Here is a 16027-nt window from a genome sequence, read left to right as displayed (position 1 = left end):
CAGTCGTTCTATGATAATTTTGATTCATAGATCCGTGACCTCTCACCCCACGGATGAAAGCCGTCTGCCATGTAATGAAACCCATACTTTTCGTAATAGCCCTCTAAATCAGTACAAAGATATACAGACGAAAAGCCCCCCTTTAAGGCATCTTCCTTAGCCTGGTCCAATAAAAGAGCTCCATAAGAATGGCCTCTGTAAGCTTCTTCTACATAAACCGCGCAAATCCAAGGATATAAATCCATGCGACTGATGAAATCATTCGTAATCAAGCCTGCACACCCTATAATTTTATCGCCGTCCATCAAAATATACCATTGCGGCAAGGGATTTGAGGTAGTTAAACTATTTGTTATGCAATCATCATATACCATCTTGCTATCCTCATTCGCCCATTTATGTTGAAAATATTGTATAGCCCGCTCCCTGTACTCTGAGTGCTCTCGTATCGCTATAATATTCACTTCTTTATCCCCTTCATTGTTTAGTCAAAAACAGGCTCTTTTCCTGGATCCTGTAAAAACTCAAACAGCATATTGACTTGTGACTCTGTATTTCTTTTGACCGAAAGCTTTGGTAGATTAGATTCACTAAAAAATCTTACTTCACTTGTTTCTACACCAACACGTGCCTCTCCCCCATGTATTTCACACTGAATAAAGAGTTTGTAGTAATCAGTAGCGTCAGGAGGATGGGGATGTTTGTTTTTATCTAAAGCAGCGAGGAGTTTCACTGGCGTTACCTCAAAGCCAGATTCTTCTTTTATTTCTTTGACGATATTTTCACCAGGAGATAATCCAATTTCACAAAAACCACCAGGCAAGGACCATAAATCTTCATTCATTTCTTTAACTAGTAGGACTTGATTGTTTTGAAAAACGGCTCCACGAACATCCATTTTAGGTGTTGGATACCCTGTTTCAACGCTAAACAATTCATCGACCTTTTGAAAGTCCATTTCACTATATTCCTCCATAATCTCAGCACTGATATGACGTAATTCCTCATAGCGCTCAATATCATAAACATCCTTAGAAAACGTTAATCCAGCCTGGGAAATCGCTTGAATTCGTTTTGCCCACTCTAACCATTTGTAGCTCATTTTGAACCCTCTTTTCGATAATAGATGACTATTTCAATAATGGTATATCCATATATTTGACGTATTCATTATTCTCTTTTTCTTGATACACTCTCACAAAGCTAACTTCAAAGCTAGGGTAAGGAGTCAATTCGTTTTCAGCTCGTTTCGCCATTCTTCTTAGCTCTTGTTTCGATAAACCATAGTGCGTTTTTGCTAATGTCATATGGGGCACAAAGTTTTCAAGTTCAAAATATTGGTTTATTAACTCATCTGAAGGTGAAATGGCTTGTACAATTTTTTCGTGTAAAGAGAATAACTCGTTAGACGATGCACTTAAATAAAGAATATCATCTCCAAAAAATTTAGGCTCATGTATAGAAAGGTGAATAGACGGATAACTTTTACAGATTGTCTTCACTTTAGCGATCCACTCTTCATCTTCAGTTAATCCACCCTGAGCCTTCAAAGTGATATGGGGCTCAACCACATCCATAATATCATTGCTGTCCCACTGCTTTTGAAAGTTTATGATTTTATCTTTATAATCATCCGGAGGTACAATTCCAATAAAATATTGCATGACCCAAATCCCCTTTTTGTTACACAACCTACATTCTATTTTCAACAAAAAGGATATTTTCTCCTTCATGAACTATATGAATAAATCCGTTCAAACTTCTCATCTTAGTACTAGGAGGTGCTTGAATTGGGTAAAGACCGACAAGAGAAAAAGTTAAGAAAAAGCGGGCGTGTCGAATCAGATCGTGATCAGGGGATAGATTATAAAGGGTCCACAAGAATGTCAGGACCTGATGATGCAAGAAGATTAAATGATGGACAAAAGTAAAATAGAAACAGCAATCACTTTAGATGATTGCTGTTTCTTCTTGTACCTATGTTTCTAATGTAATCACAATTTTCCCACGAGCATGATGTGATTCACTTAAAGCATGAGCCTCTTGTACTGCTTTTTCATTAAATTCAAATACCTCGCCTATGATTGGCTTTAGCTTTCCTTCTTTATAAAGTTTGGCCAACTCTTCCAATTGTTCTCCTTTTGGTTCTAACCAGAGAAATCCAGCTTCTACACCATGTTTGGTTGCCTCTTCCTCTGATGGGGGCTGCGCAATGGAGACGAGTTTGCCACCTTCCTTTAAGACTTTATAGCTTTTCGATTGGATTTCCCCGCCCATGGAATCCAATACAATATCATAATCACTCAGTATCGTTTCGAAATTGTCTTTTTGATAGTCAATTACCTGGTCTGCCCCTAAATGGGTTAGAAACTCCTCATTTTTTTCACTTGCAGTTGTCGCAACATAAGCTCCAAAGCTTTTCGCAATTTGAATAGCAAAGGTTCCTACCCCTCCAGCTCCAGCATGAATCAAGACTTTATCTCCCTCTTTGATGTTCGAAAAATCTACCAGACATTGCCAAGCTGTTAGGCCTGTTAATGGAATGGCCGCACCATCCTCATAGCTCATATTTTCCGGCATCATTGCCAATAAATTCTGATCAACAGGCACAAATTCAGCATATGTACCTTGTCTAGTTGTGGCTGGTCTTGAAAATACTCTATCCCCAGCTTTGTACTCTGTTACATTTTTACCGACTTCTGTTATAGTGCCCGCAACATCCCATCCTAAGATAATCGGAAATTCAAATGGAAGCATTTCCTGCAAATATCCCTCACGTAGTTTCCAATCGATTGGATTAACGGATGTTGCGTGAACTTCCACTAATACTTGATCATCCGTAATTGACGGACGTTCTACATCTCTTTCTTTAAGCTGTTCGCTCCCACCGTATTGATCAATGACAATGGCTTTCAATCTAAATCCTCCTTATTTGACCCTAATCTACATTTATCATGATTCGTAAATAGTATGAATCATTGTGTGAATTTTTAAAGAGGATATGAGATAAAAACTTATTTAACTGCTTTCCAAATCGTCCATCTATCCTTTTCAACTATACCTTCCTCAATAGACAAGGAGCTATCTATATATTTTACTAATCGATTGAGTTCTGCATCGCTTAATTCGTGTAAAATACTTCTACCCGTTCTTTCCGTTAAGTCGATTAATAATTGCTCCTTAGTATCATACATCTTTCTTGTTTCCCATAGCTTAATTTCTTCAATGTTTTGAAATCCTACTTTCTGCAGCATGTCGGTTACAAATTGACTCTTATACCGTCGATTCATCTCTTTTTCAGCTAGTCTTGGAAAAAGTTCAAAGAAGTAACCTCTAATATGATGATCACTACCCTCTAATAAACAATCTTCAGGCGTACGATCCTGAATGATATAATAGGCGTTATCCTTCAATACCCTATATGCCTCTACAAAACAAAAATACAAATCTTCAATATGGTGAATGAGTGCTCTTTCTAATAGTAGATCATAAAGATTATCATCTAAGCCCGTTTCATAAGCATTTCCAAGTTGAAAAGTTATCTGATGGTAATTTTTACAATTTTCTTTTGCCCCATTAAGCATTGGTTCAGAAAAATCAACGCCAGTAACATGAGCAACTCCCATGTCCGCTAACGCCTTGGAATAAATTCCTCCCCCACACCCAATGTCCAACGCTTCTCCAATTTCCGCAATAGGCACAATTTTTTTTATTGTTTCCATCCATGAAATATCAGCTGTTCGTTTGGTGTAACTCTTTTGATTGTTCTTATTATGAAAATCAATTCCCACTAAACATCCCTCACTTCAGCGTTATCATAAGCCACTTCCAATAATTTGTAAGACATATCCACCAATCACACCTAAAATCACAATGAGCCAAGCTGGGACTTTCCAAATATTTAACAAGCCAAATAAAATGACGCCTAAGGCAAAATCGGCTGTACTAAAAATTGAGCTGTTGATTACTGGATCATAAAAAGCAGCTAACAAAATACCTACAACACTCGCATTAACTCCCATTAAAACGCCTTGAAATGTAGCTCTCTGACGAAGTTCATTGAGAAATGGTAAAGCAGCAACAATGAGTAAAAAGGAAGGCAGAAAAATTCCAATCGTCGCTACAATGGCACCAATTACTCCTTCCATCATTGTCCCAAGATAACTTGAGAAAGTAAATAATGGTCCGGGGACAGCTTGTGCCATACCATATCCAGCTAAAAATTCATTAGCTGTTAATAAACCTTGAGGAACAACTTCTCTTTCAATCATAGGTAATACAACATGCCCACCACCAAATACGAGCGAGCCAACTCTAAAAAAGATATCAAAAATATTTAATAAGGGATGGTCTGATACTTTATTTAATAGTGGAAGTAAAATAAGTAAGCTTATTAAAATTCCTAAAGAGGTCAAACCAAGCTTTTTGGAAATGTTAATGTGAAATGGCTGTACTTTAGATTCTGCTTTATCCTTAAATAGCTTTAAACCTAGTAAGCCTGCACCTAAAATAATAAATATCTGCATCCATGCCGATGGGTATAATAACATGATCGTAGCGGCAACCATTGCGATCGCTAACCGAGGCTTATCAGGTGTCAGCTTCTTCCCTAGACCAATTAACGCGTGTAGTACAACAGCTGCAGCCACAATCTTTAAGCTATGTATAAAACCTGCATCACCCAATGAAAATGTTTGGTACATCATTGCAAAGACAATCAACACAATAATCGATGGTACGGTAAATCCAAACCACGAAATCAGCCCGCCAAGTAATCCTCCGCGAAGCATTCCGATGGATATCCCTACCTGACTACTGGCTGGACCAGGCAAGAATTGACAGATCGCAATAATGTCAGCATAGGTTTTATCATCAAGCCATTTACGGCGGTCAATGTATTCGTCTTTAAAGTATGCTAAATGTGCAACAGGTCCTCCAAATGAAGTCAATCCTAATTTTGTGGAGGTCAATAATATTTCAATCAGCGTTTGAATTTTGTTCTTCGGTTTAGACATGATAGTCCCCTCCCTTTTAGTATATTTCTTTAAATAACTCATAGGCTTTGTTTCGTGATTCGATGAGCACTTCACTGCCTTTGTCTGTGGTCGTGTAGTATTTTCTAATTTTTCCTTCTACGTTTCTTTCTTCCTTTTTCAATAGACCATCAGATTCCATGGAATGTAAAATTGGATAAAGAGTCCCTGAGCTGATGTCATAGCCGTGCTCTTTCAGTTCTTCTACCATCCAAGCACCATAAATCGGATGTTCCTCTGCATGGTGTAAAATATGGATGTGAATGAATCCAAGGAACAGCTTTCGTAATACTTTATCCTCCAAACTAGTCACCTCCAAAAGCACAATCCGATTTCGATATCGGTTTTCGATATTGCGATTGTACATTAGCTTCTAATTATTTTTCAACAACAATATTAAAAATTTACAATAGCTTTACATGGGCTGAAAATTTCACCAAAAAAGAGACCAAATCTATGTGATATGGCCCACTGGGAAACTATACCTTATCTCTATAATGTACTAGATTCCTTGGCTAACAATGGTTTCTGTTGATTTAATCACATTCGTTGGCATAATAGATTGGGATTTCACTCCTATATGGCCTTGGTTTAAGGATAGTTCCGCGTCACCTGACAATATGGGGGACATTTCAAATTTTGTTCTAGTATCATGTGGTAATTTGTCATGGTTATTTTGCTTTACTACTAGATACGTGTAATCATTTCCCATCGGCGTGTGAAATTCAGCTGACCCTGCTATCGTATTATGAAGTGATAACGTTGCAGTTAGTTTGACTATCGAGTAACGATTATGTTCATTTTCCATACCGTAAACATCATATTGGTGATTTCCTGACCGCACAATAAATAGCTCATCATCGTCCGTTGTCTTCACATGCTCAATATCACTTCTTGGAAACTCATCGAGAAAATGTTTTATGGCTGCCTCTTTAGTTTGAAAGACGTCCTGTTCTGCATTATAATCCTGACTTTCACAGCCTACTAAGAATGTCAAAAAAATAACCAACAAAACATATTGAATTCTCAATTTAAGCCTCCCCTATTCATTCAAATGGTCCTTAATTGTTCTTTTAAATCTGTTGGGATCGTCTACTCTGACTGACACCCGATCAAACTCTTTACTTATCCCCATCATAAGCGTAGCTTTCTTCGGTCGCTTTAACCTTAATATAACATCTGGCTGTACCTTCTCGAGATCAACCGCCATAAATTCTATCGTATTTTTTGGGGATTTTTGCTCTAGTTGGCCAGGATTGTCTATCACTTCCTGAATATCAGACCACTTTATTTCCATTCGTTTCATCAACCCAAGGGATAGGTAAATTCCAGTCTCTGTCGTTTGAATTGGATTGAGACGTACCGATTGGATATTGGCTATGAAAAAGATAACGGAATAAATATTGAGTACAAGTAAAATGAGTGATAGTATCATAGATTTTTCATGTAACCACCAATGAATACCGATTGTTTCAATAACAATGGCATGAATCATCATGATTTGAAAGGCGATAAAACTCGTCTTTTGATGAATTGTAAACAGCCGATCACCTTGTCGTGGCTGTTTTCTCCAGCTTGCAAATGCATAATAGAACATTAGGAGATCAGAGGATATAACTTTAATGATCGAAGAAGACTTTACTTGTTGTTCTACTGCGTTAGGAAATGAAAAAACAACTGGTATTGTACTTAGTTTTACAGAACGTACGATGTTGGGTAAATACTTTACTAGTGAAGCAATGACCAACACTTCAAAAAGGACCAAAATTCCTTCCACTGCAAATCCAAACCACGTTATGACTTCGAATGGTGCTAAGTAATCCATGGGAATGAGGAGACGAACCAGTACAAGACCAGCAGCTATGGATATGACCATACTTTTTAAACTCCAATTACGTTTCCAAGCCATAAATAATAATGGTGATATGACGGCGATATCAATCATGGATCCAATCACAACACCACTGGGATCTTCAGGTAAAATGTGGGCCCCTAGTGTAGTATGATACAATGCAATATTGGAACCGAGAACTAGAAAAAGTAGGATTAGTATACTGTTTCGATACAGCGTTTTTTTCAAAACCATTCCCATCGTCCTTTCTATGTTTAAGAAGTCATATATGTATATTTTAACATAATATTCCACTTTCAGCGTTATGTAAGCTTAATATAAGATTTTATACAGCCTATCTATAATATTTTTAGTCATCATATCAACTGTTGCATGCTCTGTATCTATATATTCTTTAAAGTTATACTCCTCAAATGCTTTTAAACATTTATCTGTTTGCTCAAAAGACCAGTTCCCCTCTTTCTCTCCCCGACCTCTAAGTCTCTTGTGAATCGTTGCTTTTGATGCGGTCAAACAAAAATGAAAGGTTTGTGGATCTATGCTTTGAAAACCATTAAAAATATATTGAAAGTAATCTGGATTACGAATCGTCATGGGTACAATTAGGTTCATTTGATATTTTGCTAAAAGGTGTTCTGCTACCTTAACAGTCAGTTCCTTCCATAACTCCAAATCCTGAAAATCCCCTGTGTTCGCCTCTGTTTGCTGTATATCCTCAGGAATAATATTTCGGAGCATAAATCCAACCTCTTCTGGGTCAAACAGCATACTACTTTCCAAATCTTTGTGTAAGGCGTTTGCAACGGTAGTCTTTCCTACACCAAATGCGCCATTAATCATAATAATCATGTTCGTCCCCTTTCATCACAAAAACTTTTCCATCGGAATATCTGTCCACATTTCTCCTTTCCAATAGGTAAAGTTTTCGATTCGTCCAATTTCCCTGTACCCCAATTTTTTATAAAGCCGGTGAGCGGGCTTGTTAAATTCAAAAACGCCTAATTCAATGCGTCTAAATCCTTGTTTTTGAATTTGATCCTCCAAATATTGCATGGCCATACCCCCAATACCCTTGCCACGAGCTTGGGGTTCGCCAATTGTAATCCCAATCCAAGCAGTCCCAGGCTCTTTTTTATAAAGATGACCTGGATCAATCATGAAATTCATTTCCCCTATCAACTGTTCATTTAGATAGATTAAATAGATATCATGATTTTCCAAGCGCTTACGAACATCCTTAATCGTCAGTTCATCCCTATCATGTAATTTTGATTCGTTTTGGATAGGCTGTTTCAACGGAATTAATGCTGGATCATTTTCCCAACGATTCATCATTTCAATCACATTTTCGGTGGGGGTCGTCATTTTTATAAATTTTATTGTCACTGTTTGCACCTCATTTTCTATCATAATTCCCAAGAAAACCATCTTCCGTGCCCGTCAGTCTCTCCGATTACATTTTTGGACTCTTCCCCATTCAAGTAATAATCAAGATGCAAACGGGAATCTTGGATGTTATTGTAGATGTGAAATATTTCTCTGTCTGAACCGATTGATTTCACCTGTTCTAATAAGTTAGTTTTCACCTCGATGGGCATTTGGTTCGCCACATGGGTATGAAATATACAAAGCGTGTAATCTTTTGATATTCTCTCAGAAAGCTGTTTAAGTAGTCCTACCCCATCTCCTTCGATTAAGGTCAATGTATTATTCTTAACGTAATGTACAGCTTTTTCAAATAAAACTCTTCTTTCATGATGATTGGGCCATATAAGAGCATTCAACCAGAGATAATTTTCTTGGTTATTGACATCCATTGTTTGAAGGTCTACCCCAATCCTAGAAGCTACTGGTGGAATGGAATCTTTCATAATGAGTCTGTTCTTACCGACTATTTTCGAGGATATATGTACGTTGGATTCCTCATTTCCATAAATCTGATTCGTTCCATAGGAGTAACTATATTGATCCCATAATAGCTGCAGCCCAGCGCTCGTTCCAATTTCTACTAGAGCTAGAGGTTTCTTGACTATGTCATAGACAAACTGAAAGGCCGGGAAGAGATAGGCACAACGACGAACTTCATTGGTCTGGACTGACTTTTCCTTTAAAATAGTGATGATTTCACCTGAGTATTGCTGACAAAAATCATTAAAGTAAAAAAATGAGTCCTCTACATCACTCGGAGCCTCTACCATACTAGGATAATATTCTTTTAGCTTATGATTCTTACCCTTTAGTAAAAGATAATGAACAGCACCGAAAAGTAAATTAGGAATTGGCTGGCCTTCTCTAGCCATTGATGCTAGCTGTAAAATTTCATCATCTTTAGATATGGATATGGATAGCGTTTCATATAACTCGCTTGATCCTTTACACTCTTTTATGGCGAAATTTCTGAATTTTTCTGATATATGCTTTTTCATTAAACCTCTCCCAATAGATTAGTTAAAAAATTATATTGAATAATATTTTTTTATCAATCATTACTCTAACCCCTGTAACAGTAGAGTACATCTCCTAAAAATTTCGAAGCATTTTTGATAAGCTCCGTTTTGTCTTAAAAGAATAAGATAACCATAACGATAAAACTGATGATTGTATAAAGCACAGAACCATAAAAAATGGTACCAACATTTGCTTTCAAATCATTATTATCTTTTTGGATTTTCCAGCTAGACTCGCTTGCCTCTAAATTTGCAACTTTTGATAATGCTCCACCGCTACTACTAAAAAAGAAAATTACAACGGAAAACCCTAGCCCAATGAAGAAGCTCCATTCACCATATGAGAAAGAAAAGATAAAACTAGCAATCCACACAATTACACCCAAAATGACTGCCGATATCAATGACTGAATTATAATCTTTTTCATTTGTGTCCCTCCCTTAATTATTTTCTACGTTTTAAAACTGACAAAGTTCCCTTTTGTGCTAAAATTTAAAATTTAACTTATGATTAACCTTCCTCTCTACATACTGTTTTCTAGCAAAAGTTAGACAATAAAAAAACACCGCCCCCTTTATACTTTATAAAGGGAATCAGTGCTTCATCATTTTCACCTATTATGTACGCAAAATCTTCTCCATCGCTTTACCCTTTGCTAGCTCATCAATCAGCTTATCCAAATAGCGAATTTCCTGCATAATTGGTTCCTCGATGTCTTCCACCCGGACACCACAGATCACCCCTTTGATTAAAGTGCGCGAAGGATTCAATTGGGGAGCTTCTGCAAAGAAGTTCTCAAAGTCAGTCTCTTTTTCCAAATGTGCCTCTAACTCCTCCTGGCTATACCCTGTCAGCCATCGGATGATTTCGTCGACTTCCGCTTTTGTGCGTCCTTTTTTCTCCGCCTTCGTAACATAATGGGGGTAGACTTTTGCGACACTCATTGAATAAATTTTATGTTTGGCCATGTTATATCCTCCCTTGTACTGAACAGTTCACTCGATAATCTCTTTTTACCATTCTACATGTTATGAATCAAATATACTTAGTTCCACTCTTGCCTTCCCAAGTGAAAAAGCGACTGTTCTAAGTGAACAATCGCCTAATCTGTAGAAGTTAGTCAATCGAATTTTTATAATAAATTAAATTATCTGTCCATCCCCCAAATTCATAAATAAACCCTTTTCTTGTACATTCATATTTCATTCCAACATTCTCAGCTAGATTTATTGAAGCAGGATTATCTAAATTGATATGAGCCTCTATACGATGAAATTTCAAATGATGAAAAGCCATATTAAGCGCTTCATTTACAGCTTCTTCACCATAACCATTTCTCCAATATTGATTGTGGATGGAGTATCCTATTCTACCCCACTGGAACTCATCTCTTGCTAAGGTTGAAAAATCAACCATACCTAAATGTGTACCATCCTCTTTTCTAAATACACCAAACACGTGAGCGGTATCGGTAAGTGCTAATTCTTGATGTTTATCTACTAGATTATGAAACCACTCCTCTGTGCATTGACTCATATCCATTCTCCCTTTATCGTGTCGATGTTGAGATGGATAACGGTTTTCAAATTCGTTGAGCCAATTTTTATAATCAGCTTTCTTTAAAGGTCTTATTACTAATCTTTCTGTTTCTGAAGTAATTTCAAATGATCCTTCTTCTTTCAATGTGACATCTCCTCTGAATAGACTTTTTCCAAAAGACAAGACCTACTTTGTAATCGGGATTTAGTTTCTCTGCCATAAGACATCACACCTTTTTATGTAATTTATCCATATTAAATTAGTTCGATATAAAACAGAATAATCCTGGTGACCTACCTAAAAACTTTGAAACTAATCCCCCACTTTAATCGTAGTATAGTATAACTAAAGGAGAGGGAGGAATACGTATTGTTTAAGAAAATTGTAAAGCAAATGGTAAAGAAAAATATGAGTCATCGTCGTTATTCCAGTAGCGGCTACAAAAGAAGAAAATATGGGAAATATCCATCAAAATACGGCCACCATCACTACAAAAGAAAACATAAATCCAGTGGCTTTTTTGGATCATATAGTAGCTAATTATGTTTCTTTCGTATGTTCACGATTTATTAGAAAAAGAAATCCCCATTGGTCATACTGTTCATGCTCGGTACCAAATTGAATCGCTTCTCGGTAAGGGCAGCTACGGCATTAGTTATTTAGCCTGGGATTTAATCGGTGAGCAACAGGTGGTCCTTAAGCAGAATCGAAAACGTAAGGGGAAAAGAGGATTACGAACCTTTACAAAAGAAGCGGAGATTTTAAAGCAATTTAATCATCCCTCCATTCCAAGATTAATGGATGAATTTAAAATTGAAAAATCTACATTTCTTGTGATGGAGTACAAGGCAGGAAAAACTTTTGAGCAGCTGATTTTTGAAGATGAGTATGTGTATCAAGAACAAGAAGTCTTTTCGATATTACGGCGCATCCTAGATATAGTAAAAACCATTCATTATCAAAACATCGTTCACTTAGATTTACGCATTCCGAACATTATATATCGGGATGGACAAATTTCTGTCATTGATTTTGGTCTAGCCAAGTACTTACACGAAAAGTCGACTAGACAAATGAGAAAAAATCCATTTCGAAATATTCGTGTTGAAAGCGACTTTTTTGCTTTGGGTCACTTTGCCCTTTTTTTACTCTATTCTAATTTTGAACCTGATGAAAACAGTCGAAAAAGGGATAGTTGGTTGGATGAGTTGACTCTTTCTAAACATGCTACCTATATGATCAAAAGGCTCCTCCAGCTAAATTCCCCTTATTCTTCCGTTGATGAGGTTATTGGCGACGTTGACAACTATTTGAAGGTTGAGCATGAACAAGGCTTAGAGAAAAGTAATCTCTAAGCCTTGTCTTTGGACTTAATGATACCTAAACCAAACAAACCATCCATCTTCTTGACTCTTGGCTAGAAAAATTTGACCTTCTGATGCGCTAGCACTTTTCCCTTCCCATCTCGGAAAATGCAATCTGACTAGCCAGGACTGATTCGCTACCTCTTCACCACAAAAATTTTTCGCCATTCCATAATATGCCTCATCTTTTTTATTTCCAACAATATTCGGGAATGGGGCAGCTGTGATGACCTCCCATTCAGAGTAGTAATTACCATAGTCCCCCTTCCCATATGTAGATGGAACAATTTTCTCTAGTGCTTCTACTAATTCATCCTTATCTTTTACGGTAGTCTTTTCTAAATGCTCGACATTCGGGCAGTCTACGTCAGATTTTGCACTGATTTGGGTGGGGAACACCAGAAAACTTGCAAGTGTAAGTATGGTAATTATTCTTTTCATATATCTCACCTCTGTATTAATGTCCCAATCATCATCTGACCTTATTCGTTATGAAACAAAACCGGTAAGAAAAAATTAACAAAATTAACATTGACCAATGCGGTCAATTTTGATACATTGGAGTTGACCACAATGGTCACTTCACTCCATGAAGGAGGTAAAAGGCGATTCACTCAAAGTTTAAAAGCCTCAGTAGAGAGAAACAGGAACGTATTATGAATGCAGCACTCAAAGAATTTTTGAAAAACGGATTTGATAAAGCGTCAACTAACGAAATGGTAAAAGAAGCAGAGATTTCCAAAGGATCGTTATTTAACTATTTTCAAAACAAGAAGGATTTATATTTATATCTGGTTGATTATGCCTATCAAATTATTGACAAAGTTTATGAACGCATCGACTTTACAGAAAGGGATCTTTTTAAACGACTTGGCAATGTTGGATTGGTAAAGCTACAGATTCAGAAACAGTCACCCCATATTTTTGATTTTCTCACCTATCTCATTCATGAGGATTCAGAAGAAGTTAAGGATGTAATTGATCAAAAGTATAATGTGGTCTTTAAAGAGGGATTGACCAAGATTTATGAGAACATTGATTACTCCAAGTTTCGTGAGGATATCGATGTCCAAAAAGCGATGGATATTCTGACATGGACGATGGTAGGATTTGGGGAAAAAGCAAGAAGTGAAATCAAACCATTTGATGAGGTTGGAGAGAAACAATTAAGAGATTGGGAAAGTTATGCAGAAATCTTAAAGCGTAGTTTTTACAAATAAGGGGGATACGAAAATGAGTGTATTGGAAGTCAAGCATTTAACCAAAACGTTTGGAAAGTTCAACGCCCTATACGATGTGAATTTTGATGTGAAAAAGGGTGAAGTATTTGGCTTTATTGGTCCGAACGGGGCTGGTAAATCGACGACCATTCGCGTTTTACTTGGAATTTTGAAGGCAACTGAGGGTCAGGTGAAGGTCTTTGGTAAGGATGCCTGGGATGAGGCAGTGGATATTCATAAGCATCTCGCCTATGTGCCTGGTGATGTGAATTTGTGGCCTAATTTAACAGGTGGCGAGGTGATTGACTTATTTGTAAAACTACGTGGAGGGAATAACAACCATAAACGAGAAGAATTAATCAAAAAGTTTGATTTAGACCCAACCAAAAAATGCCGGACTTATTCGAAAGGTAATCGCCAAAAAGTCGCGTTAGTCGCAGCCTTTTCGTCTGATGCTGATTTGTATGTTTTAGATGAACCAACATCAGGACTGGATCCGTTAATGGAACGCGTATTTCAGGAATGTGTTATGGATGTGAAAAGCCAAGGCAAGAGTGTTCTACTTTCCAGTCACATTCTATCAGAAGTAGAAAAGCTGTGTGATCGAGTTGGCATTATTCGACAAGGTCAAATCATCGAATCCGGCTCCCTAAATGAAATGCGGCACCTCACGCGTACGCATATTCTTGTGGATACTAAACAATCCATCACAGCATTAGAGGAGTTCAATGGAGTTCATGATATAGAAGAAACAGAGAATGGCTTAACCTTTCAAGTAGATACGGAAGAGCTCGACAATGTCATCAAACATGTTAGTCAATTTGGGATTCTGAAGTTGGAAAGTGCACCCCCAACCTTAGAGGATTTGTTTATGCGTCATTATGAGGGTAATGAAAAACAGGGGGTGACCACTAATGGCTGATCAAGTGCTCGCAAACACAGGTCGGCTCGCTCGGTTTATTTTTCGGCTTGACCGCATCCGGATTGCCCTATGGTTAATCGGGTTAGTGATTTTTACGATTATCATTCCCCCTGCTTTTGACAATTTATATAAAACACAGGCGGAAAGAGATGCGATAACCGAAACCATGGCCAATCCTGCTATGACGGCAATGTTTGGCCCTGGAGATTTGAACCATTACACAACAGGCGCCATGACTGCCCATCAAATGGTGCTGATGACCGCTGTCATTGTCGGGATTATGGCTATTTTACTCATGGCTCGTCACACCAGAGCAGATGAAGAGGATGGCCGAATTGAAATGATTCGTGCCCTGCCCTCTGGCCGACTCTCGTATTTAAATGCATCATTAGTAGTGACGAGCGCAACATTTATTGGCTTAGCCCTTTTTACAGGCTTCGGGTTATATGCCCTTGGTATTGAAAGCTTAGATTTAGAGGGCTCCTTGCTTTATGGTGCTACGTTAGGTGGAACGGGGCTAGTTTTTGCAGGAGTGACAGCGGTTTTTGCTCAACTCTCTGAAAGTTCCCGAGGCACAATTGGATGGTCCACCGCGGTTCTACTCATTGCTTATTTACTTCGTGCTATTACTGATGTAAGCAATGAGTCCTTATCCTGGCTATCCCCTTTAGGCTGGGTATCAAAAGCAGAAATCTACTCGTCAAATCAATGGCTTCCGGTATTATTGATGCTTGCTGTTTCTATTATTTTAATGGTTGTATCCAATTATTTAAATAGTATCCGGGATTTAGGTCAGGGATTTATCGCATCCAAACCAGGTAAAAAGTATGCCTCTCGATTTTTACAAAGCCCATTTGGCCTGGCATTCCGCCTTCAGCGAACAGGCTTTATCTCCTGGGCTATCGGTTTATTTGTATTGGGGGCGTCCTATGGATCTATATTTGGTGATTTCGAAACGTTCTTTGGTGATAATGAAATGTATGAGCAAATGTTGGTTCAAGCTGAAGGAGCCTCGTTAGTCGAACAATTTATACCTACTCTTATGATTGTAATTGCCCTGATTGCCACCATCCCACCTGTCATTGCCATGAATAAACTACGTGGAGAAGAGAAAAAGGAACGTCTAGAGCATATCCTAACACGAGCAGTTTCTCGAACAAAGCTAATGGGATCATATTTTGTTCTAGCTGTGATCAATGCCTTTGTGATGATCTCCTTAAGTGCACTTGGCTTATGGTCAGCAGGGACCTCTGTTATGGAGGAAGGACTTGAATTCGGCATGATTTATAGTGCCGCTATCGTATACTTTCCAGCGATGGTTGCCATGATTGGTATCGCGATCCTCCTTAATGGATTTTTACCAAGAATGACGCATTTGGTTTGGCTTTACTTTATCTACTCATTCTTCGTGCTCTATCTAGGCAATATGTTCCAATTTCCAGACTGGGTCGGCCAGCTGTCACCATTCGGCCATATCCCACAGCTACCAATCGAAGACGCAGCCTTCATGCCATTGTTTGTACTAAGTATCATAGCTGTCGGAATCATCATACTAGGATTCATTGGATTCAACAAACGTGATTTACAGAACTAAGTGGTCCGGGGGGGACAGGTTCCTTGTCCCACCCGGTTCTTGGTATTTATGTTGA

The 16027-nt window shown here is 37.9% G+C and carries 22 protein-coding genes; 6 read left to right on the top strand and 16 right to left on the bottom strand.

The genetic code is table 11. The features are described 5' to 3' along the window. Nucleotides 1–8: 8 nt before the first annotated feature. The 3 genes from GH754_RS06085 to GH754_RS06075 are packed head-to-tail and all read right to left on the bottom strand — an operon-like array spanning nucleotide 9 to nucleotide 1664. On the bottom strand, nucleotides 9–464 hold the full coding sequence (locus tag GH754_RS06085; RefSeq protein ID WP_323741878.1) for a GNAT family N-acetyltransferase: 456 nt from the start codon (nucleotides 462–464) through the stop codon (nucleotides 9–11). Between the two features lie 20 nt (nucleotides 465–484). Beyond that, on the bottom strand, nucleotides 485–1102 hold the full coding sequence (locus tag GH754_RS06080; protein ID WP_153727847.1) for an NUDIX hydrolase: 618 nt from the start codon (nucleotides 1100–1102) through the stop codon (nucleotides 485–487). Between the two features lie 28 nt (nucleotides 1103–1130). Further along, nucleotides 1131–1664 carry a 2'-5' RNA ligase family protein gene (locus tag GH754_RS06075; protein WP_153727846.1) on the bottom strand — a complete coding sequence of 178 codons (534 nt, stop codon included), beginning with the start codon at nucleotides 1662–1664 and terminating at the stop codon, nucleotides 1131–1133. Nucleotides 1665–1790: 126 nt separating this feature from the next. On the opposite strand from GH754_RS06075, the gene GH754_RS06070 reads away from it, so the two are divergent. Continuing rightward, a complete protein-coding gene (locus GH754_RS06070; RefSeq protein ID WP_153727845.1) occupies nucleotides 1791–1931 on the top strand; it encodes a YpzI family protein in 141 nt (46 codons plus the stop codon). Nucleotides 1932–1977: 46 nt separating this feature from the next. On the opposite strand, the gene GH754_RS06065 is transcribed toward GH754_RS06070, so the two are convergent. From GH754_RS06065 to GH754_RS06010, 12 genes are all read right to left on the bottom strand, one after another. After that, entirely contained in the window at nucleotides 1978–2916 is a 939-nt protein-coding gene (locus tag GH754_RS06065) for an NADP-dependent oxidoreductase (RefSeq protein ID WP_153727844.1), read from the bottom strand. 98 nt (nucleotides 2917–3014) lie between these two features. After that, nucleotides 3015–3791, bottom strand: coding sequence for a class I SAM-dependent methyltransferase (locus tag GH754_RS06060; protein WP_323741877.1), 777 nt, complete (start codon nucleotides 3789–3791; stop codon nucleotides 3015–3017). A 24-nt stretch (nucleotides 3792–3815) separates the two neighbouring features. After that, nucleotides 3816–5015, bottom strand: coding sequence for a chromate efflux transporter (gene chrA, locus GH754_RS06055; protein WP_153727843.1), 1200 nt, complete (start codon nucleotides 5013–5015; stop codon nucleotides 3816–3818). A gap of 16 nt (nucleotides 5016–5031) precedes the next feature. Next, on the bottom strand, nucleotides 5032–5337 hold the full coding sequence (locus GH754_RS06050) for a PadR family transcriptional regulator (protein WP_153727842.1): 306 nt from the start codon (nucleotides 5335–5337) through the stop codon (nucleotides 5032–5034). Between the two features lie 198 nt (nucleotides 5338–5535). Beyond that, a complete protein-coding gene (locus GH754_RS06045) occupies nucleotides 5536–6063 on the bottom strand; it encodes a hypothetical protein (RefSeq protein ID WP_153727841.1) in 528 nt (175 codons plus the stop codon). A 12-nt stretch (nucleotides 6064–6075) separates the two neighbouring features. Continuing rightward, nucleotides 6076–7119, bottom strand: coding sequence for a beta-carotene 15,15'-monooxygenase (locus GH754_RS06040; protein ID WP_153727840.1), 1044 nt, complete (start codon nucleotides 7117–7119; stop codon nucleotides 6076–6078). Between the two features lie 78 nt (nucleotides 7120–7197). Next, nucleotides 7198–7734, bottom strand: coding sequence for an AAA family ATPase (locus GH754_RS06035; RefSeq protein ID WP_153727839.1), 537 nt, complete (start codon nucleotides 7732–7734; stop codon nucleotides 7198–7200). Between the two features lie 15 nt (nucleotides 7735–7749). After that, nucleotides 7750–8271, bottom strand: a complete 522-nt coding sequence (locus GH754_RS06030) for a GNAT family N-acetyltransferase (protein WP_323741876.1) — start codon at nucleotides 8269–8271, stop codon at nucleotides 7750–7752. A 20-nt stretch (nucleotides 8272–8291) separates the two neighbouring features. Continuing rightward, a complete protein-coding gene (locus GH754_RS06025; protein ID WP_153727838.1) occupies nucleotides 8292–9311 on the bottom strand; it encodes a DUF2332 domain-containing protein in 1020 nt (339 codons plus the stop codon). A 134-nt stretch (nucleotides 9312–9445) separates the two neighbouring features. After that, complete coding sequence (locus GH754_RS06020; RefSeq protein WP_153727837.1) at nucleotides 9446–9760, bottom strand: hypothetical protein; 315 nt, start codon at nucleotides 9758–9760, stop codon at nucleotides 9446–9448. A 190-nt stretch (nucleotides 9761–9950) separates the two neighbouring features. After that, complete coding sequence (locus tag GH754_RS06015; protein WP_153727836.1) at nucleotides 9951–10301, bottom strand: DUF2200 domain-containing protein; 351 nt, start codon at nucleotides 10299–10301, stop codon at nucleotides 9951–9953. Nucleotides 10302–10449: 148 nt separating this feature from the next. After that, nucleotides 10450–11016, bottom strand: coding sequence for a GNAT family N-acetyltransferase (locus tag GH754_RS06010; RefSeq protein ID WP_153727835.1), 567 nt, complete (start codon nucleotides 11014–11016; stop codon nucleotides 10450–10452). 225 nt (nucleotides 11017–11241) lie between these two features. Here GH754_RS06010 and GH754_RS19410 point away from each other — a divergent pair, with 225 nt between their 5' ends. Then, complete coding sequence (locus GH754_RS19410; protein WP_194841298.1) at nucleotides 11242–11412, top strand: hypothetical protein; 171 nt, start codon at nucleotides 11242–11244, stop codon at nucleotides 11410–11412. A gap of 2 nt (nucleotides 11413–11414) precedes the next feature. Beyond that, entirely contained in the window at nucleotides 11415–12227 is an 813-nt protein-coding gene (locus tag GH754_RS06005) for a serine/threonine protein kinase (protein WP_153727834.1), read from the top strand. Nucleotides 12228–12242: 15 nt separating this feature from the next. Here GH754_RS06005 and GH754_RS06000 read toward each other — a convergent pair whose 3' ends face one another. Further along, nucleotides 12243–12677 carry a hypothetical protein gene (locus GH754_RS06000; protein WP_153727833.1) on the bottom strand — a complete coding sequence of 145 codons (435 nt, stop codon included), beginning with the start codon at nucleotides 12675–12677 and terminating at the stop codon, nucleotides 12243–12245. A 215-nt stretch (nucleotides 12678–12892) separates the two neighbouring features. Between GH754_RS06000 and GH754_RS05995 the strand changes: the two genes are divergently transcribed. Genes GH754_RS05995 through GH754_RS05985 form a run of 3 tightly spaced genes read left to right on the top strand, consistent with a single transcriptional unit; the run spans nucleotide 12893 to nucleotide 15972 of the window. Continuing rightward, a complete protein-coding gene (locus GH754_RS05995; protein ID WP_153727832.1) occupies nucleotides 12893–13456 on the top strand; it encodes a TetR/AcrR family transcriptional regulator in 564 nt (187 codons plus the stop codon). 13 nt (nucleotides 13457–13469) lie between these two features. After that, a complete protein-coding gene (locus GH754_RS05990) occupies nucleotides 13470–14378 on the top strand; it encodes an ABC transporter ATP-binding protein (RefSeq protein ID WP_153727831.1) in 909 nt (302 codons plus the stop codon). Next, a complete protein-coding gene (locus GH754_RS05985) occupies nucleotides 14371–15972 on the top strand; it encodes an ABC transporter permease (protein WP_153727830.1) in 1602 nt (533 codons plus the stop codon). Before GH754_RS05990 ends, GH754_RS05985 begins: the two co-directional genes overlap by 8 nt. The last annotated feature ends 55 nt before the right edge of the window (nucleotides 15973–16027 follow it).

It is taken from the genome of Salinibacillus xinjiangensis (assembly GCF_009649735.1).
GTDB classification, from domain to species: domain Bacteria; phylum Bacillota; class Bacilli; order Bacillales; family Alkalibacillaceae; genus Salinibacillus; species Salinibacillus xinjiangensis.
The sequence above is the reverse complement of the archived record's forward strand: the minus strand, read 5'-3'. Positions and strand labels throughout refer to the sequence as shown.